This window comes from Nonomuraea sp. NPDC050383 (assembly GCF_044459125.1).
In the GTDB taxonomy this organism is placed as follows: Bacteria; Actinomycetota; Actinomycetes; order Streptosporangiales; family Streptosporangiaceae; genus Nonomuraea.
The window spans coordinates 35,247-60,301 of sequence record NZ_JBITIP010000016.1 but is presented as its reverse complement, the minus strand read 5'-3'; the positions used below and the strand labels follow the sequence as shown (position 1 = coordinate 60,301).

Below are 25,055 nucleotides of genomic sequence, written 5' to 3'. Positions count from 1 at the left end.
AACCGGTTAGGACAGGTTCGGTCCTAGGATGGGCGTCATGCTGGAGACATCGGCACGGCTCCTGCGGCTCCTGTCGCTGCTGCAGACCCCCAGGGACTGGCCGGGCGCCGAGCTGGCCGAACGGCTCGGCGTCTCGCACCGCACGATCCGCCGCGACATCGACCGGCTACGCGAACTCGGATACGCCGTGCACGCCACCGCGGGCACACCCGGCTACCGGCTCGGCGCCGGCACCGGGCTCCCGCCGCTGCTGCTCGACGACGACGAGGCGGTCGCGGTCGCCATCGGGCTCGGCACCGCCGCCGTCTCCGGCGTGGCGGGCATCGAGGAGACCTCGGTCCGCGCCCTCGCCAAGCTGGAGCGGGTCCTTCCGTCCCGGCTCCGGAACCGCGTCGGCGACCTGCGGTCGGTCACGGTGCCGCTGTCGGGCCCGGCCGCGGCCGTGGACCCGGCCGTGCTCACCGCGATCGCCGCAGCCGTCCGCAACCGGGAGAGCCTGCGGTTCTCCTACCGCTCCCACGACGGCACCGGGGATCGCCGCATCGCCGAGCCGTACCGGCTGGTCAACTCGGGCCGCCGCTGGTACCTGGTGGCGTGGGACACCGGCCGGGACGCCTGGCGCACGTTCCGTGTCGACCGGCTGCGCCTGCACACCCCGAACGGGCCACGCTTCACGCCCCGCGAGCCGCCCAGCGCCGACCTGGTCCGTTACGTCTCGGAGCGGATCTCCGTCGATCCGTACCGCTACCGCGGCCGGTTCACGGTGCACGCCCCGGCCGAGGTGGTGGCCGGCCGGATGCCGCCGACGATGGCGGTGGTCGAGCCGGTCGGCGACGGCGCGTGCGTCCTCAGCACCGGATCGAACTCCCTCGACGAGCTGGCCATGTGGGTCGCGCAGCTCGGCGTCCCGTTCGAGGTGCACGAACCGCCCGAGCTCGTCCAGCACATCCGCGCCCTCGGCAGCCGCCTCATCGATGCGGCACGGGAGCACCCGCTCACCTGATGAGCCCGCACCGGGTCAGCCGGCGGCGAGCCGGAAGGCGTCGGCGTTGCGTGCACACCAGCCGGCGAAGGTGCGGGGCTTGCGGCCGAGCAGTCGCTCCACGGTGTCCGTGCGGAATCCGGCGGTGTCGGCGCGCATGAGGGCGAACCCCTCGATGATGGCGTCGGCCAGCGCCGGAGGCGCCCCGTGGGGGAAGCGGGAGGTGACGGCCTCTTCCGGGGTGGCCGTCGCCCGGACCTCGATGTCCCGGCCGGCCGCCGCGGCGAGGACCTTGACCTGCTCGGCGATGGTGAACAATTCCTCGCCGGTGAGCACGTACTCCCGGCCCTGGTGGCCGTCCCGGGTCAGGGCCAGGGCGGCGACGGCGGCGATGTCGGCCGGGTCGATCGGCGCGTACCGGCCGGGCCCGACCGGGTCGAGGACGTATCCTCCCTCGCGGATGGTGGGCAGCCAGTCGAAGGCGTTGGTCATGAAGCCGCCGGGCCGCAGGAACGTGGCGGGCATGCCGGAGGCGCGGACCACCTGCTCGCGTTCGTGATGCCAGCGGCCCATGGCGGGCATCGGGTCGCCGAGGACGTTGAAGGAGGACAGGTGCACGATGTGGCTCACCCCGGCGGCCCGTGCGGCGGCGACGGCGTGAGCGGTGTGCTCGACGCCGATGCCGGGGGTGAGCAGGAACAGGCGGTCCACGCCGGCGAAGGCGGCCGGCAGCGTCGCCGGGTCGCCCAGGTCCGCGACGACGTGCTCGGGCCGCTGGGGCAGTGCGGCGGCACGGGCGGGGTCGCGCACCAGGACGCGGAACTCCGCGCCGATGGCGTCCAGCTCGTGGACGAGCTCGCGGCCGACGTTTCCGGTCGCGCCAGTGACCAGTATCATGAGAACTCCGAAGTCGTGTACCGGTTAACGATTAGAACGTTAACCGGTACACGATCAGCTGTCAATCGAACCGTGTCGTCCCCGCGATGTCACCGGAGGCCGTGCGATGCCCGAGTTCCTGGACCTGCACAGCAAGATGTCGAAGGCGCTGCGGGCGGTGGCCGAAACGGCCATGCGGCGTCACGGGCTGCATCTCGGGCAGGACCACCTGCTCGCGGTGCTGTGGCGGCAGGACGGCCGCACCCCCGGCGAGATCGCCACCGCCCTCAACGTCACCACTCCCAACGTCGTCAAGGCGGCCACCCGGATGGCCGCCGCCGGCCTGCTCACCCGGCGCCGCGACGACAAGGACAACCGCCTGGTACGGCTCTGGCTCACCGACGCCGGCCGCGCCCTGCAGGAGCCCATCGAGAAGGAGCGTCGCTCGATCGAGGAACAGGTCACCGCCGACCTCACCCAGAGCGAACGTGAACACCTGCTCAGCGCGCTGACAAAGATCCACCGGTCGGCGAACGCCCTGCTGAACCGACCCGTCGACCAGAACGAGTAATTCGTTTGTCGGCCGCCGTGCAGATCACCGATGATGGCGGCCATGGCCACGACACGACGAGCCGACATGTTCACCGCGGACGGCAAGCCGTCCGACGACGACCCGCGTGAGAACGGACCGACGCTGGGCGACGAGCGCACCACGCTGGTCGAAGCCCTTCGCTCCGCACGCCTCACCTTGGAGCTGAAGTGCTCAGGTCTCGACGCGGAGGCCATGGCGCGGCGTTCCGTCGAGCCGTCGACGATGTCGCTCCTGGGGCTGGTGCGCCACCTGGCCGAGGTGGAGCGTGCGTCGTTCCGCGGGACGATGGCGGGACAGGACGCGCCCCGGCTGTTCTGCTCCGACACCGACCGTGACGGTGACTTCGACGGCGCCGTTCCCGACCCCCAGGTGGTGGCGGAGGCCTGGGAGGCATGGCGTGCGGAGGTGGACTTCGCCGAGCGGTTCGTGGCCGAGACGCCCAGTCTCGACATCACCGCGGACGATCCGTTGAACCAGCATGGCAGCGGGGGAGGGGCGATGTCGCTGCGCGAGATGCTGGTCGGAATGATCTGGGAGTACGGCCGCCACATGGGCCACGTCGACCTGTTGCGCGAGCGGATCGACGGACGCGTAGGCCAGTAGCGGACCCACCCGTGGGCAAGGCGCCTCGGCCGTTCCGGGCCGGGGGAGGGAGTCGAGCGGCGCGTCAGGCGATGCGGACGATGCTCTTGCCGTGCGTGCCGCCCTCGGCCAGGCGCTGGATGGCGGTATCGAGGTCGGACATCTCGTACTCGGCGGTGACGTCCACGCGGACCTTGCGGTCGGCCAGCAGCCGCAGTGCCCTGGTGGCGCTGTCGGCCAGACGCTCCGGGTGGGTCTGGCTGAGCAGGTTGCTGTTGTAGGTCAGGGCCGACTTCCCGGCCATGAGCAGGTCGTTGGTGTCGATCTCGACGGGGTCGAAGGTGGCGATGTTGCCGTAGATCGCCAGGCGGCCGTGCGGGGCGAGCCGCTCCAGGCTCGCCAGGCGGGCCGGTCCGCCGATGGGATCCAGGATCACGTCGAACCGCTCGTCGGCGAGCGCGCCCGGGAAGTCCTCGCTGGTCACGAGCAGGTCATAGCCGAACCGCGTGGCGTACTCGGTCTGGGCGGCGCCGCCGACCACTCCCACGAGCCGGGCGGCTCCGGCGGCCTTGGCGAACTGGGCCGCGAGCGTGCCGACGCCTCCTGCCGCCGCGTGGATGAGCACGCGGTCGCCGGGACGCACCCGGCCGACGGTGTTGATCAGGTCGTAGGCGGTCGGGGTGACCCAGCCGAACCCGGCCGCCGTCCGAGGGTCCAGGCCGGCGGCGTCGAAGGTGAGGAGGTCGGGCGCCACCACGACCTCGGCATAGGCCCCGGCGCTGGTCAATGCGGTGACACGCTGACCGATGCGACCCGCGTCCACGCCCTCACCGACGGCGACGACGCGACCGGCGGCCTCGAACCCGGGCACGAAGGGACGCGGAACCGGAAAGTGGCCTCTGCGGACGAGCACGTCACCGTACTGGACTCCGGCGTGGTCGACCCGGATCGCGACCTGCCCCGCCGCGGGGACGGGCTCGTCGATGTCGGCGAGGGTGAACCGGTCGTCTGTGTCGAGAACCATGGCCTTCATGATTACAGCTCCCTGTGTTGACTCAGTATCCTGATACCGAGCGACTCTATATGAGTATCAGGCACCTGAGTCAACACAGGGAGCTGTTGATCCTTGACCGAGATTCCCGCCGAGGAATACCTCTGCACGCGCATCCGCCGCACCGAGCAGGCGCTGATGGCCCACCATGAGGCCGTCCTGCGCGGCTACGGCCTCACCATGACGCAGTACACCGTGCTCCTGACGCTGTCGCGCGAGAACGGCATGTCCGGCGCCCAGCTCGCCCGCTCCTGCGGGGTCACCCAGCAGACCATGGCCTCCGTCCTGACCGGCCTGCAGAACAAGGAACTCGTCGCCCGCGAGACCTCACCCGTGCACTCCAAGGTCCTCATCGCCTCGCTGACCGAGCACGGCCGGCGCGTGCTGGACGGCGCCTACCAGGAGGTCGTCGTGCTCGAACGCGCCCTCGCCGAGAGCTTCACGCCGACGGAGCGTGACGCGCTGTGCGAACTCCTCGAACGCGCCACCACGGTCCTGATCCGGCAGACCCCCGATCCCGGGTCTCGTCGCGGCTGACCTGCGGTCGCGCTCCGCCCGCGGCGGGACCTCGCAACGTCGCGGCCTTCGGCGGACCCGTAAGAATGGCTCCATGATTACCTGTGTCGTCGAGTACGTGATCGATCCGGGCAAGATCGACGCGTTCGAACGTTTCGGCCGCCGCTGGATCGAGCTGGTCAACCTGCACGGTGGAACGCATCACGGCTACTTCCTGCCGGCGGAAGGCGCCAGCGACAGGGCCCTCGCCCTGTTCAGCTTCCCCAGCCTCGCCGCGTATGAGGAATACCGCGGCCTTTTCGGTGTCCACCCGGACTTCGTGGAGGCGGATCGCATCAGGGACGAGAGCGGGTGCGTGCTCCGCTACGAACGTACGTTCATGCGACCGTTGCTTCCTGATCAGCTCGGCTGAGTGTCGTCGCGACGGTTGACCCTGACGCAGGGGCAACCGCTCAGCATGGTCGGCATGACAACGAAGAAGAGGTTCGACCGCGCTCGCTGGCAGGAGCGCCTTGACCTGCTGCGCGCCACTCATCACGTGCCGGGCGCGGCACTGGCGGTGCTGGTGGAGGGCGAGATCCACGAGTTGGCAAGCGGGGTGCTGCACCGAGGGACCGGCGTGGAGGTGACGACGGACTCGGTGTTCCAGTCCGGCTCGATCGCCAAGGCGTACACGGCGACGCTGGTGATGCAGCTCGTCGACTCCGGTGAGCTGCGGCTCGACAGCAGGGTCGTCGACGTGCTGCCGGGCTTCGCCGTCGCCGACGACGAGGTCACCAGGAGCGTGACGATCGGGCGGCTGCTCAGCCATACCAGCGGAATCGCCGGGGACTTCACCCACGACACCGGCCGCGGCGACGACTGCCTCGCCCGTTACGTGGAGGCGTGCGCGGACCTGGGTCAGGACTGCCCGCCGGGCACCGTCGTGTCCTACTGCAGCACCGGGTATGCGATCCTGGGCAGAATCGTGGAAGTGGTCACCGGTCAGACCTGGGACGACGCGATGCGCGACCGGTTGCTGGCGCCGCTCGGTCTGGAGCATTCGATGACCTTGCCGGAGGAGGCCCTGCGGTTCCGGACGGCGATGGGCCATATCGGGGAGCTGGGAAGCGACCCGGAGCCGGCGCCCGCGTGGGACATGTTGCCCCGCTCGGCCGGGCCGTACGGGCGCGTCCTGGTCACGGCCGCCGACGTCGTCCGCTTCGCGCGGATGCATCTCGACGGCGGCACCGCGCCCGACGGCACACGCGTGCTGTCAGCCGAGTCGGCGGCGACGATGCGGCGACGCGCCGTCGACTGCCTGGACAGATGGACGTTCATGGCGCACGCATGGGGCCACGGGTGGGCGCTGTACGACTGGGACGGTGTCACCGGCTACGGTCACGACGGCGCCGCGATCGGGCAGTTCTCCTACCTGCGTGTCGTGCCGGGCAGCGGCGTCGTCGCCGCGCTGCTGACCAACGGAGGCGGCGCGGGCGGTCTGTTCGTCGACCTGTTCCAGGAGCTGCTGGGTGAGCTCGCCGGGGTGCGGATGCCCGACGCCTTCGCTCCCGCCGCGAACCCGCGGCCGGTCGATGTCGCCGGGCTCGCGGGCACGTACGAACGCGAAGGCATGCGCCTCAGGATCGGCGAGCGGGACGGAGTGCCGCGGCTGCGCCTGCAGCTGACCGGCGGGAACGCCCGCTACTCACCGCCGATCGAGACCGACCTGGTGACGGTGTCCGACACGGTGCTCGCCATACCGGGCCTCGGCCCCGTCAGCGCGCCGTGGCTGCCACTGGTGTTCGGAACGCTCCCGGACGGCACACCGTACGTCTACTTCGGCATGCGGGCGACACCGAGAATCGACTGAAGGAGGTCGGATGCTGACCATCGGCGAGCTGGCGTCGTACGCCGGGGTGACGGTGCGCGCGGTGAGGCACTATCACGCCAAGGGGCTGCTCCCGGAGCCGGCGCGGGACCGCTCCGGCTATCGGAGGTACGACGCCGGCGCCGTGGTCGAACTGATCAGGATCCGCACCCTGGCCGAGGCCGGGGTCCCGCTGGCGCGTGTGCGGGAGCTGCTGCGGGCCGACGAGGAGGAGTTCGCCGCGGCGGTCGCGGACATCGACAGGCGGCTGCGGGCGGAGATCCGGGAGCGGCAGCGGCACCGGGAGCGGATCGCCCGCCTCGCCGCCGGGGACAACCTGGCGCTGCCACCGGAGGTGGTCGAGTTCCTCGACCGGCTGCGGGCGCTTGGCGTCGACGAACGGATCGTCCAGGCCGAACGCGACGGCTGGATCCCGCTGGCCGCGCACTCACCCGAGCGAGTCCCGGAGTGGATGGCACGCAAGCGGCAGCAGATCGCCGACCCGCAGCTGATCGACTTCTATCTCACCCTGAGCCAGGCTCTCGACCGGACCGACGACGACCCGCGGCTGGTCGAGCTGGCCGACAAGGTGGCCGCCTACATCACGCGGATGGCCGATGAGCAGGGCGAGCACTACGTCGACGACACCGACATGGAGCCACCGTTCGTGAAGCTGATGGACACGCTGGCGTTCGACACCGTGCCGCCGGCCCGCCGGCTGATCGAGCTGCTGAAGCAGCGCGGCTGGACCGGCTGGACCAAGCTCGAGCGCGTGGAGCCGGAGCCACGGTCCGCCGTCGACGCGCAGGACGAGCAGGACGCACGGTCACGTCACGGCTCGCGGCGGGGACGGGAGTCCGGGGGTCGCCGGAGCGCCGGACTCGACGCCTCCGAACAGGGCCCCAGTCAGCCGAGGTAGAAGTCCTTGCGGGCGGCGACGAACTCCTCGACGGTCAGGGGCCGCTTCCCCGTGATGCGCTCGACGTCGTTGGTCGCCCTGTCGTAACGGTTCGCGCGGTGCAGCTGCGCCATGGTGGCGATGTGCTGCTCGGTGTGCCGTGGCAGGCCCGCGTTCGCGAGCACCTCTGTGCGCCACCATTGCAGGGGGACGTCCAGATAGGTCACCGTGCGGCCGAGCGCCTTGGAGAACTCCTGGGCCACTTCGGTCATGTCGAGCGCCCGCGGTCCGGTCAGCTCGTACACCTTCCCGGCGTGCTCGCCGGGATCGCGCAGGATGGTCGCGACCACCCGGGCGACGTCGTCGGCAGCGACTGGCGAGGTGCGTCCGGTCCCGAACGGCAGCGCCAGCGTGCCGTTCTCGCGGATCGACCGCGCCGCGAGGGCGGTGAACAACGGATTGTCGAGGAACGTCGTCGGGCGTACGTGCACCACGGGCAGGCCCGACCAGTCCAGCACCTGCTCCGCCAGCCAGTGCAGCCGCTGCTGGTGGGATTCGGCGGTGCTGGTGGCGGTCATCTGCGACACCGTCATCTGCGACATGTCCACCAGCACGTCGAGTTCGCCGTACGCCTTCGCGACCGTGGCCATGACGGTCGCCGCCAGCAGATGGTCCGGGGACACACTGAGCCCGAAGTACGTCCGGCGGACGCCGTCGAGCGCGGCCGCCACCGTTTCGGCCCGGGTCAGGTCCCCGGTGACGACCTCGGCGCCCAGTGCCCGCACCTCGGCCGTGCGGTCGTCCTCGCGGCGGACCATGACGCGGACCGGCACGTTCTGCGCGCGCAGCCGCTCGGTGACGAGGCGGCCCACGCCGCCGGCGCCGGTGACGAGGACGAGGTCGTGATCAGCCATCGGTGGCTTCCTTCCGGAGGTGCTGCCTCGGCCAGGCCCTGGCCGCCAGGAGAGCTTCGGTGCGCTTGCCGAAGCGGGCGTACAGCAGGCGGGTGGCGTTCCGGCGTGCTTGTACGTGGCTGCCCTCGGGGCGGCTGAGCGTTCGGAATCCTTCGATGTCGTGGTATCTGCCCATCCCGCTGGCGCCGACGCCGCCGAAGGGCAGGTCGTCCTGCGTGACGATCTCCTCGCGAACGCTCGGCGCCGCCTTGAACTTGGTCAGCTCGCTGCGCCGCGCCGCCGGGGAGGGTGCTCCGTCGCGCAGGTAGGCGGCGCGCTGAGCTTGGCGGATGTGATCGAAGCGCTCCGCGTCGGTCGACTGTGTGCTGACGTCGGCGATGGTCATGATGGCGTTCCCTGGCTGTCGGTCAGGGCGGCGGAGGGCTGCGTGGGCCGGCGGCGGGCCATCCGGCCCATGAGCCGGACCATCGGGCGGCGTGGCAGGAGCTTGCCGGCGAGGGCGAGTGGGCGGCCGTTGGTGATCACCGACGGGGGCGCGGATCGGCGGTCGAGCGTGTCGAGGGCAATCGTCACGACCTGCTCGGGGGTTGCCCGTTTCGTGCCGTAGTCGGCGGACTGGCTGCCGGCGACGTCGTAGAACTCGGTCCGGGTCGCGCCGGGGCACACGGCGAGGACGCGCAGGCCGGTGCCGCGGGTCTCCTCCCACAGCGATTCGGTGAAGCTGAGGACGAAGGCCTTGGTGGCGCCGTAGACGCTCAGGTATGGGGTCGGCTGGAAGCCCAGCAGGCTCGCGACGTTGATCAGGACGCCGGTGTCGGCTGAGGTCAGCGGGTCGATGTAGGCGCGGTTGAGGTCGACCAGCGCGCTGACGTTCAGTGTGATCATGCTTTGCAGGCGGTCGGGATCCTCGTCGGCGAACGCGTTGTGGGTGCCGAAGCCGGCGTTGTTGACCAGTCCGGTGGCGTAGATGCCGCGGGACTCGAGTTCGGCGCGCAGCGTGCGGCCGGCGTCGGGCAGGCCGAGGTCGCGGGCGACGGCGGTCACCGTGACGCCGTGGGCGCGGGTGAGTTCGGCGGCCAGGCTCTCAAGCCGGTCCGCCCGGCGGGCCACCAGGACGAGGTCCGCGCCGCGGCGGGCCAGTTGGCGGGCGAATTCGGCGCCGAGGCCGGAGCTGGCGCCGGTGACGATGACGGTCTGGCGGTGGTAGTCGATTGTGCTCATGGCATTCACTCTACGCACGCATTTGCACTGAGTGCAAAGAGCTGCATCGTGTGAGATGACGTACCATCTGTGCATGGCTCAGAGACCGACACCTCTTCGGGAACAGACCCGCTCCGTGGTCCGCTCGCTGCTGGCCCGGACCGCTGTCGAGCTGTTCGCCGCCAAGGGCTACGACAACACGACCCTCGAAGAGGTCGCCGCCGCCGCGGGTGTCTCCCGGCGCACCCTGTTCAACTACTTCCGCAACAAGGAAGACCTCGCGCTCAGCGGCCTGGCCGAACAGGGTGAGCTGATCGCCGCGCGCCTCGCGGAGCGCCCGGCCGGCGAGGATGCCTGGGCGGCGCTGCGCGCGGCGTTCCAGGTGCTCGAGGAGATCGACATGACAGCCGAAGGGCGCCTGGAATTCATCACGCTGCTGTTCGGCAACGACTCCCTGCGCGCCGGACACGCCGAGAAGCAAGCCCGCTGGCAAGACCTGTTCGTACCGCTGATCGAGCCGCGGCTGCCCGACTCCGACCGCCGCACCCTGCAAGCCCGCGCGATCGCGGCCGCGGCGATCATCTGCCTGCAGGCGGCCAACGAGGAATGGGTGCGCCTGGGCGGACAGGTCGCCCTGTTCGACCTCTACGACACCGCCGTACAGGCCATCCGCCGCCCCACCTGAAACGGGCCGCATCCAGGGGTCCCGGTAGCAATGAGGAGCACCTGCGCTCGTTCCCGGAGATCACCAGTGACGAGTTGATCCGGTGATTCACGCCGACGGCGGCGGTGGCACGGGTGGCCGAGCGGCTCCGGCAGCACAGGCAGCCAGGCGACGCGAGTATCTGATGGCGGCAGGGTGGCCGACGAAAATCGGGGCTTCTTCGTTGAGATGGTCCTCGACTTCGACCGGGGCGCCCGGTCCTGACCCATCGCCGGGCGGAAACCCGCCGCCTGCCCCAGGACAGCCCCGGCCGGCCGTCCGGGCTCGGGAAGTATGGCGCTGAGCTGCGAGGGCAGCAGCTTCCTAGGACCAAGCGGCCCCCCTACCGGGCCGGTTCGGCGGTGGCCGGGCAGACAGGATGAAAGACATGGCACGCAATGAGGATCTGAGCGAGTTTCTGCGCCGCTGCCGTGCCCGGATCAGCCCGGAGTCGGCAGGCCTTGCCGCGCGCGGCGCCTACCGGCGTGTGCCCGGCCTGCGCCGGGAAGAGGTCGCCCAGCTGGCCGGGGTGAGCACCGACTACTACACGCGCCTGGAGCAGGGCCGGCAGATCAGTCCCTCCCCGGGGGTACTGGAGGCGATCGCCGCGGCGCTGCGGCTGGACGACGCCGAGCGCGCCCACCTGACCGACCTGGTGCGCTCGCACACCGGCCGAGCCCGCCGCAGTGCGCCCGTGGTGCAACGGGTCCGGCCGCACCTGCACCGGTTCCTGGAGTCGTTCACCGACCAGGCCGGGTTCATCCTGGGCCGGCGCGGAGACATCCTGGCCACCAACCGGCTGTGCCGGGCCCTGCTGGCCGACTTCGACGCCATGCCGTATCGGGACCGCAACCTCACCCGCTGGATCATCTTGGACCCGGCCGCTCGTGACCTGTACGTGGACTGGGAACAGATCGCCGCGGAGATGACCGCGATCTTGCGGCTGGACGCCGGTCGGCACCCCGACGACACCCGCACCGCGGAGCTGGTCGGGGAGCTGGCGATGAAGAGCGAGCACTTCCGCCGCTGGTGGGCCGATCACAAGGTGCTGACGCGCACCTTCGGCCACAAGCGGTTCCGGCACCCGCTGGTGGGGCCGCTGACCATCGACTACCAGGCCTTCGCCATGCCCGGCGAGGACGACCAGACCCTCTTCCTGTACCTGCCGGCCGAGGACCAGGCGTCCCAGGACGCCTGGAAACTGCTGGCCAGCTGGGCCGCCGACCCCGCCACCATTAGGCAGACGGCGCCCGACCGAGCAGCCCGGCCGGGAGCCCAGGAGGATGACCGCAAGATTTAACCGGCAGCCCCCGTCACAGCTGGCAGGCGTTCTCAAGAGGACGCGACCACGGCCCTGACGCGACCGGGCGGGATCTGTCTGCCCGAACACCGGCACCGCGCCGAACGGACACAACTCACAGTCGGCTACCCAGAGTGACCATGCGCAGATCGGCGCAAGTCCCGTCACCAGCAAGACCCATCAAAGGAGATCAGCCATGCCCACACCACGTCCTCTCACGATGATCACCGGAGGATCGTCCGGGATCGGCCTGGAACTGGCCCGCCAGTTCGCCACCCACGGCTACGACGTGGCAATCTCCGGATCCAGCGATCGTGTGTTCACCTCAGCCGAGCAGTTGCGAGCCGAGCACGGGGTCGAGGTCCACCCCCACCAGGCGGACGCGGCCACCTACGACGGCGTCGAAAGCTTCTGGCGGTTCGTGAACGACCTGGGTCGTCCCGTGGAGGCGGCCGCGCTCAACGTCGGGATCGGCCTGGGCGGCGCTTTCGTCGACAACGACCTGGAGGACGAGCTGCGGCTGATCGCCGTCAACGTCACGGGCACCGTCCACATGGCCAAGCGGGTCGTGCAGCACATGGTGCCCAACGGCCGCGGCCGCATCCTGATCGTCTCCTCGATCTCGGCGACCTCGCCCACCCCCTACGAGACGGTCTACGGGCCTTCCAAGGCCTTCGGGTTCTCCTTCGCCGAGTCCCTGCGCGAGGAGCTGCGCGACAGCGGCGTCACCGTCACCGCGCTGCTGCCCGGTGCCACCGACTCGCAGTTCCACGCCAACGCCGGTATGGGCAACACCGAGCTGGGCCCGGCCCCCAAGAACGACAAGCGGCTGGTCGCCCGCCAGGGCTTCGACGCACTGATGAGCGACGTCGACCATGTCGTGGGCGGGGACGAGGCGACCAAGCGGCAGGCCGAGCAGAACCGGACCCTGCCCGAGCCGGTCAAGGCCGCCCGCCAGGCCGAACTCACCCGACCGCGCTGACGAAAGGGCATCCGTGAGACCCGCCCGTACGTCTCGATCGCGTGCTCGGCCGGCGCGCGCACCTTGCGAGAGCGCGGCAGCGGCCGGATCCTCAACGTGAGTTCGGTCGCCGGACGTCACGGACCTCGATCACACTTGGTCTGAAGGTCACCAACCGCGACGGCAAGCAGGTCGCGGGCAGCCCCAACGACATCGCGATCACGCCCGAGCAGGTTGCAGGAGCTGTCGTGAACGCCCTCGACCAGCCCGCCGACGTGTCGATCTACGACGTCGTGATCCACCCCACCGAGCAGGCCTGGTAGCCCACGCCCGCACCCCCGGCACCACTGCCCGCCCCTGGCGACCCGCCACCCGCCGCGGACCCCAGAAAGGAGCACCCACCATGCAGCAGAGCACCGCCGTCGAAGTCGAACACGGACGCGCCTGGATCGACCAGGCCGCTGGTGTGCGCCTCGGCTACACCCTCGCCGTGCCGGTCGGCCGCGAACCCGACAAGACCGTGCTGCTGGTGCACGGCGCCCCGCAGACCCGCTACGCCTGGCGCAAGGTCATCGGCCCGCTGGCCGAGGCCGGCTACCGGGTGATCGCGCCGGACTACCGCGGGGCCGGCGCCTCCACCAAGCCCCGCGACGGTTACGACAAGTGGACCATGTCCGGCGACCTGCACACCCTGGTCCACGACGTGCTGGGCGTCAGGGGGCCGGTGTCGCTGGTCGGCCACGACCTGGGCTCGATGCTCGCGCTCAGCTACGCCCTGCGTCACCGCTCCGACGTGCTCAGCGCGACGTTCATGGAGGCGCCGCTGCCCGGCACCGACTACTACGAGCAGCGCAAGGTCGCCAAGAGCGCCTGGCACTTCGACTTCCACGCCAACCCCGACATCGCCGTCCACCTCACCCACGGGCGCGAACGCTGGTACATCAACCGGTTCTTCGACGACCTGACCTACCAGCCCGACGCCATCGGCAACGACGACCTGGACCTGTACGCCCGCGCGTTCGAAGCGCCCGGCGCGATGCGCGCCCTGTGCGAGGTCTACCGCGAACTCGACCACGACGCCGACCTCAACCGCGCCGACCTCTCCCGCCACGGCAAACTCACCGTCCCGGTGCTGGCCTCCGGCGGCGGCACGCAGACCCTGTCGAAGAACTACGAGCCGATGTGCCGCCAGATCGCCGAGAACGTCACCGGCCACCTCGTCCCCGACTGCGGGCACTGGGTCGCTGAGGAGAAACCCGGCTACTTCACCACCATGTTCCTGGAGTTCGACGAGCGCGCCCGCACCCAGCCGACCTCAGCCGGCACCCGTTGATCACCCCGCCCCGCGGCCGTCGACCGCGACCACGACGACGCCCAGGCCACCGCCGAGCACATCACCCGCGCCGGGGCCACGCCACGGCCTTCCACGCCGACGTAACCCCAGGTCAGAAGCCTGCTGATCCAGAGCTGCCCGGTTCTCGGCGGTTACTACGGCGACCCGAGGCCGCCCGCCGCACCGGGGTCAGCGCGCACACGCTGCGCTACCACGAGCGCGCCGGCCTGGTCGTCACCACCGTCGAGCGCACAGCCGGCGGCCGGCGGCGCTACCACCGGATCGGCCTCGAGTGGATCGTCGTCTGCACCAGGCAGGCCACCGGCATGCCCATCAGGGCCATCCGGCGTTACGTCGAGCTCGTGACGGCCGGTCACGGCAACGAGCAGGAACCGCTCTCCCTCGTGGAGGCCCACCGCGCCGAGGTGACGGCCAAGCTCGCCGAGCTGCAGGAGAATCTCAAGCTCATCGACCACAAGATCGACGTCTACCGAGGCCGGCTCGCCGCCGATGACGCCGACCGGCTGTGGACGCCCGTCCGACCAGGGGCAGCGAAACCGACTTGATAGGCAAGTCGCTACTTGCCTATGGTGGGGTCATGGCGGAGGATGTCTTCAAGGCTCTGGCCGACCCCACCCGCCGGCGCATCCTCGATGAGCTGGTCGAGCGCGACGGCCAGACCCTGTTCGAGATTTGCGCACGACTGGTGACCAAGCACGGTCTCGGCATGTCCCGCCAGGCGATCAGTCAGCACCTGGCGGTGCTGGAATCCGCGGATCTGGTCCGTTCGCGGCGCGAGGGCCGCTACAAGTTCCACGATCTGAACACCGAACCCCTTGAGCTCATCATCACCCGGTGGCTCAAGCGCGACACACCGGAGGCACCCCATGAAGATCCACCTGACCAGCGTCTTCGTCGATGACCAGGACAAGGCCCTGCGCTTCTACGCCGACGTGCTCGGCTTCGTGAAGAAGCACGATGTCCCGCTGGGCGAGGACCGCTGGCTCACCGTGGTCTCACCGGAAGACCTCGACGGGACCGAGTTGCTGCTGGAGCCCGACGGTCATCCCGCCGTGAAGCCGTACAAGGAGGCGCTGGTCCAGGACGGCATCCCGGCGGCCTCCTTCGCCGTGGAAGACGTGGCCGCGGAGTTCGAACGGCTGCGCGGGCTCGGGGTCCGCTTCACCCAGGAGCCGCTGGAGATGGGCCCGGTCACCACGGCGGTCCTGGACGACACCTGCGGCAACCTGCTCCAGATCGTGCACAGCAAGTAAGGACCACGTCGGCCGTCATCGCGCCCGGCACTCGGGTCCGACTCACCCGCCGCTCAGCGGGAGCCGGGTTCAGCCGAGGGGGACGTCCCCGTCGCGCAGCGCGGCCAGGACGGGCGCGTACATACGTGCCTTGATGGTGCCGAGCGTCGCGCCGGCCTTGGCCGTCAGGGCGCGGGCGATCTCCACGGCAGTACGTCGCACCGCGTCCTCCTCGACCGCGCGGTCCACGATGGCGGCGGCCAGGGCGTCATGGCCGCCGTAGCGGCGGGCGGTGGTCATGGCCTCGTGCGCGGCCTGCGGGGTCAGCCGGGCCTGGATCAGCGCCGACATGCCCGGGGTGAACGGGATGTTGATGTCCGCCTCGGGCAGGCACCAGTAACCGCGGTCCGCGCGCATCACACGGAAGTCGTGGGCCAGGGACAGCATGGCGCCGGCGGCGAAGGTGTGACCCTGCAGGGCAGCCACGGTGATCACCGGCAGGGCCAGCATCCGCGCCAGCAGCTCGTGGACGCTGACGACATAGTCCCGATGCCGGTCGGCGTGGGCGAACAGCCAGTCCAGGTCCAGGCCGTTGGAGTAGAACTTCCCGGTGGCGGCGGTCACCAGGGCGCGGGGCCCCTCCGCCTTCTCCACCTCGTCCAGCGCGGCGTTGACGGCGTCGATCCAGTCGGGGTGGAAGCGGTTCTCGGTGTCGCCGAGGTCGAGAACGAAGACGTCGTCCTGGCGGTCGAGCATGGGCACGGCGGCTCCCTCGGGCGGAGTGGGCGGCAGGTCACGCCGTCGTCGGCGATCAGCTTCTACCGCCGAGTAACTTACGCCCTCCGGCAGAGCGGCCGCAACGGGAGCCGCCGGGCTCGCCGTGGGGCGGTGGCCCGGACGGCTGGTGTTCCGGTGGGGGATCTCCGGATGGAACGCGTGATCGTCGTGATACGTTCGGCGTCGCTGTGCTTCTGTATCGAACCGGAGGAGGTGAGACCGATCAACGCTGTGACAGGTCGGGGCTCCCTCTCTCGCATGGCCTAGGGAGCGCCCGCACAAGGCATCCCGAAAGGCTCGGAAACGCGCATGCGCTTCACCTCTCAGACGTCGACCGACGGCGTCACCGAACGATCCTTCACCCTCGGCGAGACCCCCGGCGTGCTGTGGACGCCGGACGACGCCGAACCCCGCGCCCTGATCCTCATCGGACACGGCGGCGGACAGCACAAGCAGGCCCCTGGCGTGGTGGCCCGCGCCATCCGGCTGGCGGCCGAGCACAGGTTCGCGGCGGCGGCCATCGACGCCCCCGCCCACGGCGGGCGGCCCAGAACCGCCGAACACGACCGGATCATCACCGAGATGCGGGCCCGCATGGCCGGCGCGGGCGACCCGCTCCCGCTACTGGCCGAGCTCCACGCGCTGCTGGCCGCTCAGACCGTCCCGGAATGGCGCTCGGTCCTGGACGCGCTCGGGGATCTGGGCCCGGTGGGTTACTGGGGCATGTCGCTGGGCTGCGCCCTCGGCATCCCGTTGGTCGCCGCCGAGCCGCGGATCCGCGCGGCGGTGCTGGGGCTGAGCGGGACGTCGTCGGCCTCGGCCGAGGCCGCCGCCGGGGTCACTGTGCCCGTGCGGTTCATGATGCAGTGGGACGACGAGCTGGTTCCGCGCGAGGATGCCCTGGCCCTGTTCGACGCCCTGGCCTCCGGTGAGAAGACGCTGCACGCCAACCCCGGCAAGCACGGGGACCTGCCGGCCTTCGAGGCCGACAGCGCGTTGCGCTTCTTCGCCCGTCATCTGGGCTGACACCGAAGCCTGTCCTTCCGCTCCGGCGGACCGGTCCTGTTACCTTTTCCCGTCGGCACTCGTCATAGGTGCGACGACCGCATACGAACGGACGTCGCACCGACGAGTGAATCGAGAACAGGGATGCTGACTACCATCATGTACGTGACGATGTACGTCACGGATCAGGACCGCGCGCTGGAGTTCTACACCGAGGGACTCGGCCTGGAGAAGCGGATCGACGTCTCGGGGCCCGACGGACGGTTCCTCACCGTCGGCGTTCCCGGCAGCCCGGTGCAGATCCTCCTGTGGTCGCATGCGGCGGCCGCGGGACAGCCGGGCGAGGTGGACCAGCATGCCGCGCCCGGTCCGCTGATCCTCGAATCCGATGATCTGCGAAAGGATTTCGAGATCATGCGCCGGCGCGGCGTCGCCTTCGAGGGGGAACCCGTGGACTATCCGTTCGGGGTCCGCGTCGAGGCGGTGGACCCGGACGGCAACCGGATCTCGCTCCGCCAGCAGCGGAAGCCGTGACCGCCGACCCGTCCGGCCTGGTGACCGAGGCGTTCGAAGCCCAGCGCGATCGGCTGCGCGCGCTTGCGTACCGCGTGCTGGGCTCGCACGCCGACGCCGAGGACGTGGTCCAGGAAGCCTGGATGCGCCTCGTCCGCCAGGACGGGGCGACCATCGGCAACCTGGCGGGCTGGCTGACCACCGTGGTCGGCCGGATCAGCCTGGACCTCCTGAGATCGCGTCAAGCCCACCCCGAGACCGCCTACGGCCACGAGTTCGCGGATCTCGTGGTGACGCCCGCCGACGACCCCGCGCCGGACGAGCAGGTGGCGCTGGCCGATTCGGTCGGCCTCGCCCTGCTCGTCGTGCTCGACTCGCTCGCCCCGAGCGAGCGCCTGGCGTTCGTCCTGCACGACATGTTCGCGGTCCCGTTCCACGAGATCGGCCAGATCCTGGGCAAATCCGCCGACGCCACCAAGATGATCGCCAGCCGCGCCCGCCGCAAGGTCCAAGCCGGGGACCGGCCGGCGGGCCCCGGCCGCGAGCACCACGAGGTCGTCCAGGCATTTCGCGCCGCCGCGCTCGGCGGCGACTTCGAAGCGCTCCTGCGCGTCCTCGACCCGAACGTGAAGCTGACCGTCGACACCCCCGACGGCATGGTCGTCACCCTCGGCGCCACCGAAGTCGCCGCCGGCGCCCGCAGGTTCTCCGGCGAGGTCGCCCGCCAACGACCCGTGCTGGTCAACGGCGTTCCCGGCCACATGTCCTGGCGCCCCGACGGAACCCCTCTCTCCGTCATCGCCTTCACGGTGACCGAAGGCCGGATCACCGCCATCCACATCGTCGTCGACCCGGCCAAACTCGCCTCGATCCAGCTGCCCGCCCCGGCCTGAGCCGGGGTGGGCGCCGAGCGCGGACAGGTGGAAGCTCTCGCATGCCGAAAGCAGACCTCACCAGCGATCAGACCGGGTCCTCGTCAACCGGCGAAGGCATCGCGTGTGGACGCAGGACCATGAGCGAGCCTTCCAAGGTCGCCACCATGGCGAAGGGGAACCGGTCCACCTCAAGACAGAGCGCGACGTCATCGGGATGGACTCCTTGACGCACCCCCTCCGCCAGCTCGGCGGCGGCGCGCGACTCGGCGGCGCGGCGGAGGAACTCAGCGGCGTCCGTCCCGGCCTCGGTGGCCCTCCGAGCGATGTACTGAGCACACGCCAGATCCTCATCGGCGTGCCCGTCTTCGCCAGTGACCACGAAGGTGACACTGTCACTCCTGCGCGTCCGCAGGAGCCGAGCCGTTGCCTCCGCCACCACGAAGCCGGCGCACAGCACCAGCTCCGCCTCCTTGACCGCGAGGGCGCCGACCGTCCCTGCCGTGGTCTTCTGCACGACGGTCCGTCCGCCAAGGTCGATGGACCGCAGCAAGCCGGGGGAGTTGACGATGTCGAACCCGGGCGCGGGCGGACCGTCTTTGAGCGCCACCCAATCCGGGTGACGAGCCTTGAGCGCCAGGGCTTCTTCCAGCGACGCAGCGAGAACGATCTTCTCCGCCCCTTGGGCGAAGGCCCAGGCGGCCACCGTGTAAGCACGCATGACGTCGACCACGACCGCCACGGAAGGGACTTCGACCAGCTCAGCGATACCAAGGAACCGACTATTCATGCCGGTCATGTTCGCGCATGCCCGCCCCGAAGCACCCAACAAGTGGTACGCGTCACATGGACGGTCTCGGAACGCGTGTGGACGACGCGACACCGACGATCTTCCGGGGAGCTGTCCGTCGCGAGGCCTTACGGTTTTCCGCCATGGAAGTCGGAGGTTCGCCCCCATGGTCGCCGTGCCGCCGGCTGCCTAGCGTTGGCCGGCGTGATCAGTCTCAAGAATCTGACCAAGCGCTACGGCGACCGGACCGCCGTCGACGACCTGTCGCTGGAGGTGCGGCCGGGCGCGGTGACCGGGTTCCTCGGGCCGAACGGCGCCGGCAAGTCCACGACGATGCGCCTCGTCCTCGGGCTCGACCGCCCCACCGCGGGCACGGCGCTGATCGGCGGCGTGCCGTACCACGAGATCAGGAACCCGCTGCGCACGGTCGGCGCGATGCTGGACGCGCGGGCGCTGCATCCCGGACGCAGCGGGCACGCGCACCTGGCGGCGCTGGCCCGCAGCAACGGCATCGCGCGCGGCCGGGTCGCGGAGGTCCTGGACCAGGTGGGGATGGCGGCGGCGGCGCGCAAGCGGGCCGGCGTGCTGTCGCTCGGCATGAGCCAGCGGCTCGGCATCGCGGCCGCGCTGCTGGGCGATCCCGGGGTGCTGATGTTCGACGAGCCCGTCAACGGGCTCGACCCCGACGGCGTGCGCTGGGTACGCCACCTGATGCGCTCGCTGGCGGGGGAGGGGCGCACGGTGTTCGTCTCCAGCCACCTGATGAGCGAGATGCAGCTGACCGCCGACCACCTGGTCGTGATCGGCAGGGGACGGCTCATCATGGACGCGCCGCTGGCGGAGGTGATCGCCGGCAGCGCCCTGACCGCCGTGGCCGTCCGCACGCCGCACGCGGACGAGCTGGCCGTACGGCTGGGCGCCGCCGGGATCACCGTGGAACGCCTCGGGGAGAACCAGCTCGTCGCCACCGGCGCCACGATCGAGCGCGTCGGCGACCTGGCGTACGAGGCGGGCATCCGCGTGCACGAGCTGCGCACGCGCGAGGCGTCGTTGGAGCAGGCCTACCAGGAGCTGACGGCGAGCAGCGTGGAGTACGGCACCGAGAAGGCGGGGGCGTCATGAGCATGGGGAGCGGAGAGCTGGGCCGGGCGGTCGGCGCCGAATGGGTGAAGCTGTGGTCGGTGCGCTCCACCTGGTGGTGTCTGGCCGCGGCGACGGTGCTCATGGTGCTCAGCGCGTTGATGCTCGGCGGGGCCACGGTCACCGACATGGTGCGCGAGGGCGTCGCGGGGGCGCGCCTGACGGCGAGCGAGCCGGCGGTGTCGGCGACGTCGTTCGTGCAGTTCGCGCTGGTGGCGATGGCCATGCTGGCGGTCACCTCGGAGTACGCGTCGGGCGGCATCCGCGCCACGCTGCAGGCCACGCCGATCCGCGGCCGGGTCCTCGCCGCGAAGGCGCTGGTGGTGGCGCCGGTGATGGTCGCCGTGGGCGTGGTGTCCGGGGGCGCGGCCACGGTGGCCGTCTACGCGGTGCTGTCCGCCGACGTGTTCGGCGGGCTGGTGGAGCTGCCGCCCGCCGAGGTCGCGCTCGACCTGCTGCGCATGGGCGTCTTCTTCGCCCTGGTGGCGGTCATGGCGGTCGGCGTGGGCGCCGCGATGCGCAGCGCCGCCGGCACGCTGACGGTGATGTTCATGCTGCTGATGGGCCTGCCGCTGATGCTGCTGATGACGGGTAGCCAGGCGGCGCTGGAGGCGTCGATGCGCATGCCGCTGGTCGCGGGCCTGGCGTTCATGGGCAGCACCGACAACCTGACCGGTGGCCCGATCCCGTACACCGCCGCGGAGGGGCTGGCCTGGCTGGCGGGGTGGACGGCGGCGGCTCTGGCGGCAGGCCACGCGCTGCTGCGCCGGCGTGACGCCTAGACTGCTGGCCGTGTCGGGTAACCGGGTCGCGCGCACCCTGGTCGGGGTGATCGCGGGCGCGGCCCTCGGCGTCGCCGAGCTGCTCTTCCTCTGCGTGGCCTGGCCGGCGTCCCTGTTCGCGTCCACGCGGCCCGCCGCCGAGCGGGGCCTGGCCCGGCTGACGGCACTCGAACGCCGGCGGCTGTCCCGGTGGCTCGGCCACGACGCCGAGCCCGGAGGCGGCGGCTACGGTTTCCTGGCCGCCCGCGCCGCCCTGGGGGTCGTGGTGGGGTACGTCCTGGCGGCCGGCATGTTCCTCACCGGGCTGCTGCTGGCCGGAGGGCTGTGGGCCGTGGCCACGGGCCAGGGTGAGCCCGTGGCGGTCAACCTGCCCGGCGTGCGGCTGGTCACCGACACCGCCATCCTCGGGCTGTCCAACGCGGCGTTCCTGCTGGTCCTGCTCGCGGCCGCGACCGCCGTCGCGGGCGCCGGCGAGCGGCGGCTGGCCGGTCGTTTCCTCGGGCCGGGCCGGCAGGAGGTGATGCGCAGGCGCATCGCCGAGCTGACCGCGACCCGCTCGGGCATCGTCCGGGCCGTGGACGACGAGCGGCGCCGGATCGAGCGCGACCTGCACGACGGCGTGCAGCAGCGGGGCGTGGCGCTGGCCATGCTGCTGGGCCGCGCCCGGCACAGCACCGACCCCGCCAGGACCGGGGAGCTCGTCGGCCAGGCGTACACCGAGTCGCGCCGGCTCCTGGACGAGCTGCGCAGCGTCGCCTGGCGGATCTACCCGACCGCGCTGGACGAGCTGGGCCTGCGCGCGGCCCTCGCGGGCGTGGCCGAGCGGTCGGGCGGGCCGGTGACCGTCCACTACGGGCTGGCCGGGCGGCCCGTGTCCGAGGTGGAGACGGCCCTGTACTTCGTCGCCCGCGAGGCGATCACCAACGCGATCAAGCACGCCGGCGCGGGTGACATCCTGGTCGTGCTGAGCGAGGACGAGGAGACGGTCAGCGTGGCGATCTCGGACGACGGCGCGGGCGGCGCGGACCCCTCGGGCGGCGGGCTGTCCGGCCTGGCCAGGCGCGTCCTGGCGCTCGACGGGTCGTTCGCCGTCGACAGCCCGCCGGGCGGCCCCACCAGGATCACGGCGACGCTGCCCAAGGAGGCGCCGTGCGGGTGATCCTGGCCGACGACTCGGTGCTGCTCCGCGAGGGCCTGGGCCGGCTGCTCGACGACGCCGGTCACCAGGTCCTCGCCGCCGTCGGGGACGCGCCGGCGCTGCTCGCCGCCGTCGAGGAGCACCGCCCCGACGTGGCCGTGGTCGACGTGCGCATGCCGCCGACGCACACCGACGAAGGGCTGCGGGCGGCACTGGAGATCCGCGAACGCCTCCCGGACGTCGCCGTGCTCGTCCTGTCGCAGTACGTGGAGAAGACGTACGCCGCCACGCTCCTGGCCGGGCACACCGAGGGGCTGGGCTACCTGCTGAAGGACCGGGTCTCGGAGGTGGCCGACTTCCTGGACTCGCTGGAGCGGGTCCGCGCGGGCGGCACGGTCGTGGACCCCGAGGTGGTCCGTCAGCTGCTCGCCCGCACCACCCACGCCGACCCGCTGAGCAGGCTCAGCCCGCGCGAGACGGAGGTGCTGCGCCACCTCGCGCAGGGCTACGTCAACACGGCGATCGCCGAGCGCCTGCACGTGTCGCTGAGCACGGTGGAGAAGCACATCAACGCCATCACGGAGAAGCTGGACCTGCCGCGCGATCCCGGCTACAGCCGCAGGGTGCTGGCCATTCTGCGCTACCTCGACCATTGACGGGGTCCCGGTAGTCCTGTGGGAAGAACCACGGGATATGGCCCTGAGCTGCTGTTACATGCTCTTGCTGAGCGTTACGCCGACTTGTCGGCCGTGACCGCGAGAAGGCTTCGCAGGCCTTCGGCGTAGCTGTTGGCATCGAGCTCCAGCAGTGCCCGCTGGACGATGAACCCGTGGATGCTGCCGAGCAGGACGCCCGCCAGATGCTCGGACGGGACCGCGACCGGGGCAAGGCCGCGGCGCTGGTGGGCCTCGATGAGCTGGACGAACCACAGCTTGACGGGAGCGATGGCGTCAGTGAAGAGCGAGGCCATCGCCGGATTGCGCAGGGCTTCGCCCCAGATCTGGATGGCGAGCCGGGGGGTGCCGTCTTCGGCGTCCAGTCGTTCGATGGCGCGCAGGATCTCAGTGAGGGCCTCCAGGAGCGTGGGCGGCTCATCGAGGAGGGGCCGTTCGAATGCGGTGGTCACCTCGGCCAAGGTGGCTTCCACGATGGCCAGCACGATGGCGTCCTTGCTGGGGAAGTAGCGGTAGAGGTTCCCGGCCGACATCTGCGCTTCGCGCAGGATGTCCTGCATGGACGTGGCATGGAAGCCGTTGGCGAGAAAGCAGCGGCGCGCGGCTGTCAGGACGTGCTGACGGCGCGCGCTGGCTGCATTGGGTGAGGCTGACACGCTTCCGAGCCTGGAATGAACGTTCGCTCTTGTCAACTCCGCCGAGAATGTGCTTTCGTGAGAATGAACGTTCCTTCTCAAGGATGGGTCATGAACGATCTGAACCCCGTTGTCAGCACCGGTCAGGGCAGCCTCCAGGGAAGCTGGGACGGGCGGGTGGCCTCCTTCCTCGGCGTGCCCTTCGCCGCCGCGCCCGTCGGCGACCTGCGCTTCGCCGCACCGCAACCCCACGCCCGCTGGCAAGGGATCCGACCGGCCACCGCCTTCGGCCCGGCCGCTCCGCAACCACCCGCCAACCCGGACAAGCCGGTGGACGCGATGCAGCTACTGACCGGCTCGCCGTCACTGGCCCAAGCCGAGGACAACTGCCTCACCTTGAACATTTGGACGCCGGGCCTCACCGGCTCACCTCGTGCCGTGCTGGTGTGGATCCATGGCTCCGGCTGGCTCAGCGGCGCCAGCGCCTGGCCCGGCTATCACGGCCAGAATCTGGCGGCGGCCGAGGACATCGTCGTCGTCACAGCGAACTACCGGCTCGGGCCGCTGGGCTTCCTGCGCGTCCCCGGCGTCGCCGAGGGCAACATGGGGTTCCTGGACGTCGTGGCCGCACTGCGTTGGGTGCGGGAGAACATCGCTGACTTCGGCGGTGACCCCGATCGTGTCACCGTGGCAGGTCAGTCCGGCGGCGCGGTGACCTCGGTGGCGCTCCTGACCTCGCCGTCGGCATCCGGCCTGTTTCGCCGGGTCTTCGCCCAAAGCGGCCCCATCGGCATCCCGATGCCCTCGCCTGCCGAAGCCGAACAGACCGGCGCGGAGTACATGAACGTCCTCGGCCTGACACCGGCGACAGCCCATCGACTGCGAGACCTGCCGGCCGAACAGCTGGTCACCGGCTACCAGCAGCTCGTCGCCGGCGGTGGCCGGCGCCGCATCGGCGCACCGGCCCCGCCGATGCACCCGATCGCCGGCGGCCCGGGCCTGCCCACACCTGTGCTCTCGGCCCTAGCCGACGGGGCGGGCAGCGGCATCGACGTTCTCCTCGGCGCCACCGCCGAGGAGATGAACCCCTTCCTCGCCATCGACCCGTCCGCCGCGGCTATCACCCGCGAGGCCGTCCTGCAGATCTTGGAACGGCTGGCGCCTGGCCCAGCTGGAGGAGACGTCTACGACCATTACGCGGACCGGCGCCCGGGGGCCACTCCGTCCCAGGTCCTGGCCGACATCACCACCGACCGTCTGGTCAGGCTGCCGGCTCTTCAAGTCGCCGAGGCCCGCGCCCGACACGGGCATCCCGGCTACGTCTACCAGGTGGATTGGCGATCCCCTGGCCTGGGCGCCTGCCACACCGTGGACATCCCGCTGTTGTTGGACAACCTCCCCGCGTGGTCGGCGTCCCCCATGTTCCGCAGCGTCGACCCGGTCACCGTTGAACCGATCGGCAGCACCTTCCGCCGGGCCGTGGCAGCGTTCGTACGCACCGGGAATCCCAACACTCAGGGCGTCCCCATGTGGGAGGCGTATACCCCGGCAGATCGTCTTACCATGTGCTTCGACACCCTGACCATCGCCTTGGGCGACCCGGCCCGTGGTGAACGCCGGCTCTTGCCCGCCCCCATCCAGGACCTGGCCGGGCAGCCCGAAGCACCTCAAGCGGATGACGCCGGCCGGTGAACACCCCACGGGAGACATACGCTCGCG

The 25,055-nt window shown here is 70.8% G+C and carries 31 protein-coding genes; 23 read left to right on the top strand and 8 right to left on the bottom strand.

All coding sequences use genetic code 11. From position 1 onward, the window contains the following. The first annotated feature begins 37 nt into the window (after nucleotides 1-37). A complete protein-coding gene (locus tag ACIBG4_RS32280) occupies nucleotides 38-1,003 on the top strand; it encodes a helix-turn-helix transcriptional regulator (protein ID WP_397205072.1) in 966 nt (321 codons plus the stop codon). Between the two features lie 15 nt (nucleotides 1,004-1,018). Here the strand turns inward: ACIBG4_RS32280 and ACIBG4_RS32275 are convergent, their stop codons facing one another. Next, nucleotides 1,019-1,879 (bottom strand): NAD(P)H-binding protein, encoded by an 861-nt coding sequence (locus ACIBG4_RS32275; protein ID WP_397205070.1) that lies wholly within the window; start codon nucleotides 1,877-1,879, stop codon nucleotides 1,019-1,021. Nucleotides 1,880-1,985: 106 nt separating this feature from the next. Between ACIBG4_RS32275 and ACIBG4_RS32270 the strand changes: the two genes are divergently transcribed. Both ACIBG4_RS32270 and ACIBG4_RS32265 read left to right on the top strand, forming a co-directional pair. Then, nucleotides 1,986-2,429 (top strand): MarR family winged helix-turn-helix transcriptional regulator, encoded by a 444-nt coding sequence (locus ACIBG4_RS32270; protein ID WP_397205068.1) that lies wholly within the window; start codon nucleotides 1,986-1,988, stop codon nucleotides 2,427-2,429. 42 nt (nucleotides 2,430-2,471) lie between these two features. Further along, complete coding sequence (locus tag ACIBG4_RS32265; RefSeq protein WP_397205066.1) at nucleotides 2,472-3,053, top strand: DinB family protein; 582 nt, start codon at nucleotides 2,472-2,474, stop codon at nucleotides 3,051-3,053. 64 nt (nucleotides 3,054-3,117) lie between these two features. Here the strand turns inward: ACIBG4_RS32265 and ACIBG4_RS32260 are convergent, their stop codons facing one another. Continuing rightward, nucleotides 3,118-4,056: a zinc-binding alcohol dehydrogenase family protein gene (locus ACIBG4_RS32260; RefSeq protein ID WP_397205064.1), complete on the bottom strand. Its 939-nt coding sequence runs from the start codon at nucleotides 4,054-4,056 to the stop codon at nucleotides 3,118-3,120. A gap of 102 nt (nucleotides 4,057-4,158) precedes the next feature. On the opposite strand from ACIBG4_RS32260, the gene ACIBG4_RS32255 reads away from it, so the two are divergent. The 4 genes from ACIBG4_RS32255 (at nucleotide 4,159) to ACIBG4_RS32240 (ending at nucleotide 7,367) form a co-directional block, all read left to right on the top strand. After that, nucleotides 4,159-4,620, top strand: coding sequence for a MarR family winged helix-turn-helix transcriptional regulator (locus ACIBG4_RS32255; protein ID WP_397205062.1), 462 nt, complete (start codon nucleotides 4,159-4,161; stop codon nucleotides 4,618-4,620). 73 nt (nucleotides 4,621-4,693) lie between these two features. Beyond that, on the top strand, nucleotides 4,694-5,011 hold the full coding sequence (locus ACIBG4_RS32250) for an NIPSNAP family protein (RefSeq protein WP_310711260.1): 318 nt from the start codon (nucleotides 4,694-4,696) through the stop codon (nucleotides 5,009-5,011). Nucleotides 5,012-5,065: 54 nt separating this feature from the next. Continuing rightward, nucleotides 5,066-6,451, top strand: a complete 1,386-nt coding sequence (locus tag ACIBG4_RS32245) for a serine hydrolase domain-containing protein (RefSeq protein ID WP_397205060.1) — start codon at nucleotides 5,066-5,068, stop codon at nucleotides 6,449-6,451. 10 nt (nucleotides 6,452-6,461) lie between these two features. Further along, complete coding sequence (locus ACIBG4_RS32240) at nucleotides 6,462-7,367, top strand: MerR family transcriptional regulator (protein ID WP_397205058.1); 906 nt, start codon at nucleotides 6,462-6,464, stop codon at nucleotides 7,365-7,367. Here the strand turns inward: ACIBG4_RS32240 and ACIBG4_RS32235 are convergent. From ACIBG4_RS32235 to ACIBG4_RS32225, 3 genes are read right to left on the bottom strand one after another with little or no spacing between them, the layout of a single operon-like run. After that, the gene (locus tag ACIBG4_RS32235; protein ID WP_397205056.1) at nucleotides 7,355-8,260 is read right to left on the bottom strand and encodes an NAD(P)H-binding protein; all 906 of its coding nucleotides are present in this window, start codon (nucleotides 8,258-8,260) and stop codon (nucleotides 7,355-7,357) included. The genes ACIBG4_RS32240 and ACIBG4_RS32235 overlap by 13 nt on opposite strands. Next, nucleotides 8,253-8,645 (bottom strand): hypothetical protein, encoded by a 393-nt coding sequence (locus ACIBG4_RS32230; RefSeq protein WP_397205054.1) that lies wholly within the window; start codon nucleotides 8,643-8,645, stop codon nucleotides 8,253-8,255. Before ACIBG4_RS32230 ends, ACIBG4_RS32235 begins: the two co-directional genes overlap by 8 nt. Further along, on the bottom strand, nucleotides 8,642-9,481 hold the full coding sequence (locus ACIBG4_RS32225; RefSeq protein ID WP_397205052.1) for an SDR family NAD(P)-dependent oxidoreductase: 840 nt from the start codon (nucleotides 9,479-9,481) through the stop codon (nucleotides 8,642-8,644). The genes ACIBG4_RS32230 and ACIBG4_RS32225 overlap by 4 nt, the downstream gene beginning before the upstream one ends. Nucleotides 9,482-9,596: 115 nt before the next feature. Here ACIBG4_RS32225 and ACIBG4_RS32220 point away from each other — a divergent pair, with 115 nt between their 5' ends. The 8 genes from ACIBG4_RS32220 (at nucleotide 9,597) to ACIBG4_RS32185 (ending at nucleotide 15,031) form a co-directional block, all read left to right on the top strand. Next, nucleotides 9,597-10,145 carry a TetR/AcrR family transcriptional regulator gene (locus ACIBG4_RS32220; protein ID WP_397205050.1) on the top strand — a complete coding sequence of 183 codons (549 nt, stop codon included), beginning with the start codon at nucleotides 9,597-9,599 and terminating at the stop codon, nucleotides 10,143-10,145. A 406-nt stretch (nucleotides 10,146-10,551) separates the two neighbouring features. Further along, nucleotides 10,552-11,463 carry a helix-turn-helix transcriptional regulator gene (locus ACIBG4_RS32215; RefSeq protein ID WP_397205048.1) on the top strand — a complete coding sequence of 304 codons (912 nt, stop codon included), beginning with the start codon at nucleotides 10,552-10,554 and terminating at the stop codon, nucleotides 11,461-11,463. Nucleotides 11,464-11,659: 196 nt separating this feature from the next. Then, nucleotides 11,660-12,445 carry an SDR family NAD(P)-dependent oxidoreductase gene (locus ACIBG4_RS32210; protein WP_397205046.1) on the top strand — a complete coding sequence of 262 codons (786 nt, stop codon included), beginning with the start codon at nucleotides 11,660-11,662 and terminating at the stop codon, nucleotides 12,443-12,445. A 41-nt stretch (nucleotides 12,446-12,486) separates the two neighbouring features. Next, nucleotides 12,487-12,747 carry a hypothetical protein gene (locus tag ACIBG4_RS32205; protein ID WP_397205044.1) on the top strand — a complete coding sequence of 87 codons (261 nt, stop codon included), beginning with the start codon at nucleotides 12,487-12,489 and terminating at the stop codon, nucleotides 12,745-12,747. 80 nt (nucleotides 12,748-12,827) lie between these two features. Continuing rightward, complete coding sequence (locus tag ACIBG4_RS32200) at nucleotides 12,828-13,757, top strand: alpha/beta fold hydrolase (protein ID WP_397205042.1); 930 nt, start codon at nucleotides 12,828-12,830, stop codon at nucleotides 13,755-13,757. Then, a complete protein-coding gene (locus tag ACIBG4_RS32195; protein WP_397205040.1) occupies nucleotides 13,754-14,323 on the top strand; it encodes a MerR family transcriptional regulator in 570 nt (189 codons plus the stop codon). Before ACIBG4_RS32200 ends, ACIBG4_RS32195 begins: the two co-directional genes overlap by 4 nt. A gap of 32 nt (nucleotides 14,324-14,355) precedes the next feature. Continuing rightward, nucleotides 14,356-14,679 carry an ArsR/SmtB family transcription factor gene (locus ACIBG4_RS32190; protein WP_397205038.1) on the top strand — a complete coding sequence of 108 codons (324 nt, stop codon included), beginning with the start codon at nucleotides 14,356-14,358 and terminating at the stop codon, nucleotides 14,677-14,679. Continuing rightward, nucleotides 14,645-15,031: a VOC family protein gene (locus tag ACIBG4_RS32185; protein WP_310711279.1), complete on the top strand. Its 387-nt coding sequence runs from the start codon at nucleotides 14,645-14,647 to the stop codon at nucleotides 15,029-15,031. Before ACIBG4_RS32190 ends, ACIBG4_RS32185 begins: the two co-directional genes overlap by 35 nt. Before the next feature lie 69 nt (nucleotides 15,032-15,100). Here the strand turns inward: ACIBG4_RS32185 and ACIBG4_RS32180 are convergent, their stop codons facing one another. After that, nucleotides 15,101-15,772 (bottom strand): enoyl-CoA hydratase-related protein, encoded by a 672-nt coding sequence (locus ACIBG4_RS32180; protein ID WP_397205035.1) that lies wholly within the window; start codon nucleotides 15,770-15,772, stop codon nucleotides 15,101-15,103. 324 nt (nucleotides 15,773-16,096) lie between these two features. On the opposite strand from ACIBG4_RS32180, the gene ACIBG4_RS32175 reads away from it, so the two are divergent. The 3 genes from ACIBG4_RS32175 (at nucleotide 16,097) to ACIBG4_RS32165 (ending at nucleotide 18,198) form a co-directional block, all read left to right on the top strand. Beyond that, nucleotides 16,097-16,813, top strand: a complete 717-nt coding sequence (locus tag ACIBG4_RS32175) for an alpha/beta hydrolase (RefSeq protein ID WP_397205033.1) — start codon at nucleotides 16,097-16,099, stop codon at nucleotides 16,811-16,813. Nucleotides 16,814-16,936: 123 nt separating this feature from the next. After that, nucleotides 16,937-17,326 (top strand): VOC family protein, encoded by a 390-nt coding sequence (locus ACIBG4_RS32170; RefSeq protein WP_397205031.1) that lies wholly within the window; start codon nucleotides 16,937-16,939, stop codon nucleotides 17,324-17,326. Continuing rightward, entirely contained in the window at nucleotides 17,323-18,198 is an 876-nt protein-coding gene (locus ACIBG4_RS32165; RefSeq protein WP_397205029.1) for a sigma-70 family RNA polymerase sigma factor, read from the top strand. The genes ACIBG4_RS32170 and ACIBG4_RS32165 overlap by 4 nt, the downstream gene beginning before the upstream one ends. Nucleotides 18,199-18,265: 67 nt before the next feature. On the opposite strand, the gene ACIBG4_RS32160 is transcribed toward ACIBG4_RS32165, so the two are convergent. After that, nucleotides 18,266-18,919 carry a 2-phosphosulfolactate phosphatase gene (locus ACIBG4_RS32160; protein WP_397205027.1) on the bottom strand — a complete coding sequence of 218 codons (654 nt, stop codon included), beginning with the start codon at nucleotides 18,917-18,919 and terminating at the stop codon, nucleotides 18,266-18,268. 252 nt (nucleotides 18,920-19,171) lie between these two features. Between ACIBG4_RS32160 and ACIBG4_RS32155 the strand changes: the two genes are divergently transcribed. Genes ACIBG4_RS32155 through ACIBG4_RS32140 form a run of 4 tightly spaced genes read left to right on the top strand, consistent with a single transcriptional unit; the run spans nucleotide 19,172 to nucleotide 22,683 of the window. Then, nucleotides 19,172-20,089 carry an ABC transporter ATP-binding protein gene (locus ACIBG4_RS32155; RefSeq protein ID WP_397205025.1) on the top strand — a complete coding sequence of 306 codons (918 nt, stop codon included), beginning with the start codon at nucleotides 19,172-19,174 and terminating at the stop codon, nucleotides 20,087-20,089. Continuing rightward, nucleotides 20,086-20,889, top strand: a complete 804-nt coding sequence (locus ACIBG4_RS32150) for an ABC transporter permease (protein WP_397205023.1) — start codon at nucleotides 20,086-20,088, stop codon at nucleotides 20,887-20,889. Before ACIBG4_RS32155 ends, ACIBG4_RS32150 begins: the two co-directional genes overlap by 4 nt. 10 nt (nucleotides 20,890-20,899) lie before the next feature. Then, nucleotides 20,900-22,048 carry a sensor histidine kinase gene (locus tag ACIBG4_RS32145; RefSeq protein ID WP_397205021.1) on the top strand — a complete coding sequence of 383 codons (1,149 nt, stop codon included), beginning with the start codon at nucleotides 20,900-20,902 and terminating at the stop codon, nucleotides 22,046-22,048. Then, on the top strand, nucleotides 22,039-22,683 hold the full coding sequence (locus ACIBG4_RS32140; protein WP_397205019.1) for a response regulator: 645 nt from the start codon (nucleotides 22,039-22,041) through the stop codon (nucleotides 22,681-22,683). Before ACIBG4_RS32145 ends, ACIBG4_RS32140 begins: the two co-directional genes overlap by 10 nt. Nucleotides 22,684-22,757: 74 nt before the next feature. Here the strand turns inward: ACIBG4_RS32140 and ACIBG4_RS32135 are convergent, their stop codons facing one another. Then, nucleotides 22,758-23,357 carry a TetR/AcrR family transcriptional regulator gene (locus ACIBG4_RS32135; RefSeq protein WP_397205017.1) on the bottom strand — a complete coding sequence of 200 codons (600 nt, stop codon included), beginning with the start codon at nucleotides 23,355-23,357 and terminating at the stop codon, nucleotides 22,758-22,760. Between the two features lie 90 nt (nucleotides 23,358-23,447). Here ACIBG4_RS32135 and ACIBG4_RS32130 point away from each other — a divergent pair, with 90 nt between their 5' ends. Further along, nucleotides 23,448-25,028 carry a carboxylesterase/lipase family protein gene (locus ACIBG4_RS32130; protein ID WP_397205015.1) on the top strand — a complete coding sequence of 527 codons (1,581 nt, stop codon included), beginning with the start codon at nucleotides 23,448-23,450 and terminating at the stop codon, nucleotides 25,026-25,028. Nucleotides 25,029-25,055: the final 27 nt, after the last annotated feature.

Bases quoted from the DNA above. Each gene is read 5' to 3' on its own strand.
- ACIBG4_RS32210 (WP_397205046.1), top strand. From the start codon at position 11,660: ATGCCCACACCACGTCCTCTCACGATGATCACCGGAGGATCGTCCGGG.
- ACIBG4_RS32275 (WP_397205070.1), bottom strand. From the start codon at position 1,879: ATGATACTGGTCACTGGCGCGACCGGAAACGTCGGCCGCGAGCTCGTC.
- ACIBG4_RS32245 (WP_397205060.1), top strand. From the start codon at position 5,066: ATGACAACGAAGAAGAGGTTCGACCGCGCTCGCTGGCAGGAGCGCCTT.
- ACIBG4_RS32215 (WP_397205048.1), top strand. From the start codon at position 10,552: ATGGCACGCAATGAGGATCTGAGCGAGTTTCTGCGCCGCTGCCGTGCC.
- ACIBG4_RS32185 (WP_310711279.1), top strand. From the start codon at position 14,645: ATGAAGATCCACCTGACCAGCGTCTTCGTCGATGACCAGGACAAGGCC.
- ACIBG4_RS32265 (WP_397205066.1), top strand. From the start codon at position 2,472: ATGGCCACGACACGACGAGCCGACATGTTCACCGCGGACGGCAAGCCG.
- ACIBG4_RS32175 (WP_397205033.1), top strand. From the start codon at position 16,097: ATGCGCTTCACCTCTCAGACGTCGACCGACGGCGTCACCGAACGATCC.
- ACIBG4_RS32280 (WP_397205072.1), top strand. From the start codon at position 38: ATGCTGGAGACATCGGCACGGCTCCTGCGGCTCCTGTCGCTGCTGCAG.
- ACIBG4_RS32240 (WP_397205058.1), top strand. From the start codon at position 6,462: ATGCTGACCATCGGCGAGCTGGCGTCGTACGCCGGGGTGACGGTGCGC.
- ACIBG4_RS32250 (WP_310711260.1), top strand. From the start codon at position 4,694: ATGATTACCTGTGTCGTCGAGTACGTGATCGATCCGGGCAAGATCGAC.
- ACIBG4_RS32235 (WP_397205056.1), bottom strand. From the start codon at position 8,260: ATGGCTGATCACGACCTCGTCCTCGTCACCGGCGCCGGCGGCGTGGGC.
- ACIBG4_RS32200 (WP_397205042.1), top strand. From the start codon at position 12,828: ATGCAGCAGAGCACCGCCGTCGAAGTCGAACACGGACGCGCCTGGATC.
- ACIBG4_RS32130 (WP_397205015.1), top strand. From the start codon at position 23,448: ATGAACGATCTGAACCCCGTTGTCAGCACCGGTCAGGGCAGCCTCCAG.
- ACIBG4_RS32150 (WP_397205023.1), top strand. From the start codon at position 20,086: ATGAGCATGGGGAGCGGAGAGCTGGGCCGGGCGGTCGGCGCCGAATGG.
- ACIBG4_RS32230 (WP_397205054.1), bottom strand. From the start codon at position 8,645: ATGACCATCGCCGACGTCAGCACACAGTCGACCGACGCGGAGCGCTTC.
- ACIBG4_RS32225 (WP_397205052.1), bottom strand. From the start codon at position 9,481: ATGAGCACAATCGACTACCACCGCCAGACCGTCATCGTCACCGGCGCC.
- ACIBG4_RS32170 (WP_397205031.1), top strand. From the start codon at position 16,937: ATGCTGACTACCATCATGTACGTGACGATGTACGTCACGGATCAGGAC.
- ACIBG4_RS32190 (WP_397205038.1), top strand. From the start codon at position 14,356: ATGGCGGAGGATGTCTTCAAGGCTCTGGCCGACCCCACCCGCCGGCGC.
- ACIBG4_RS32260 (WP_397205064.1), bottom strand. From the start codon at position 4,056: ATGGTTCTCGACACAGACGACCGGTTCACCCTCGCCGACATCGACGAG.
- ACIBG4_RS32270 (WP_397205068.1), top strand. From the start codon at position 1,986: ATGCCCGAGTTCCTGGACCTGCACAGCAAGATGTCGAAGGCGCTGCGG.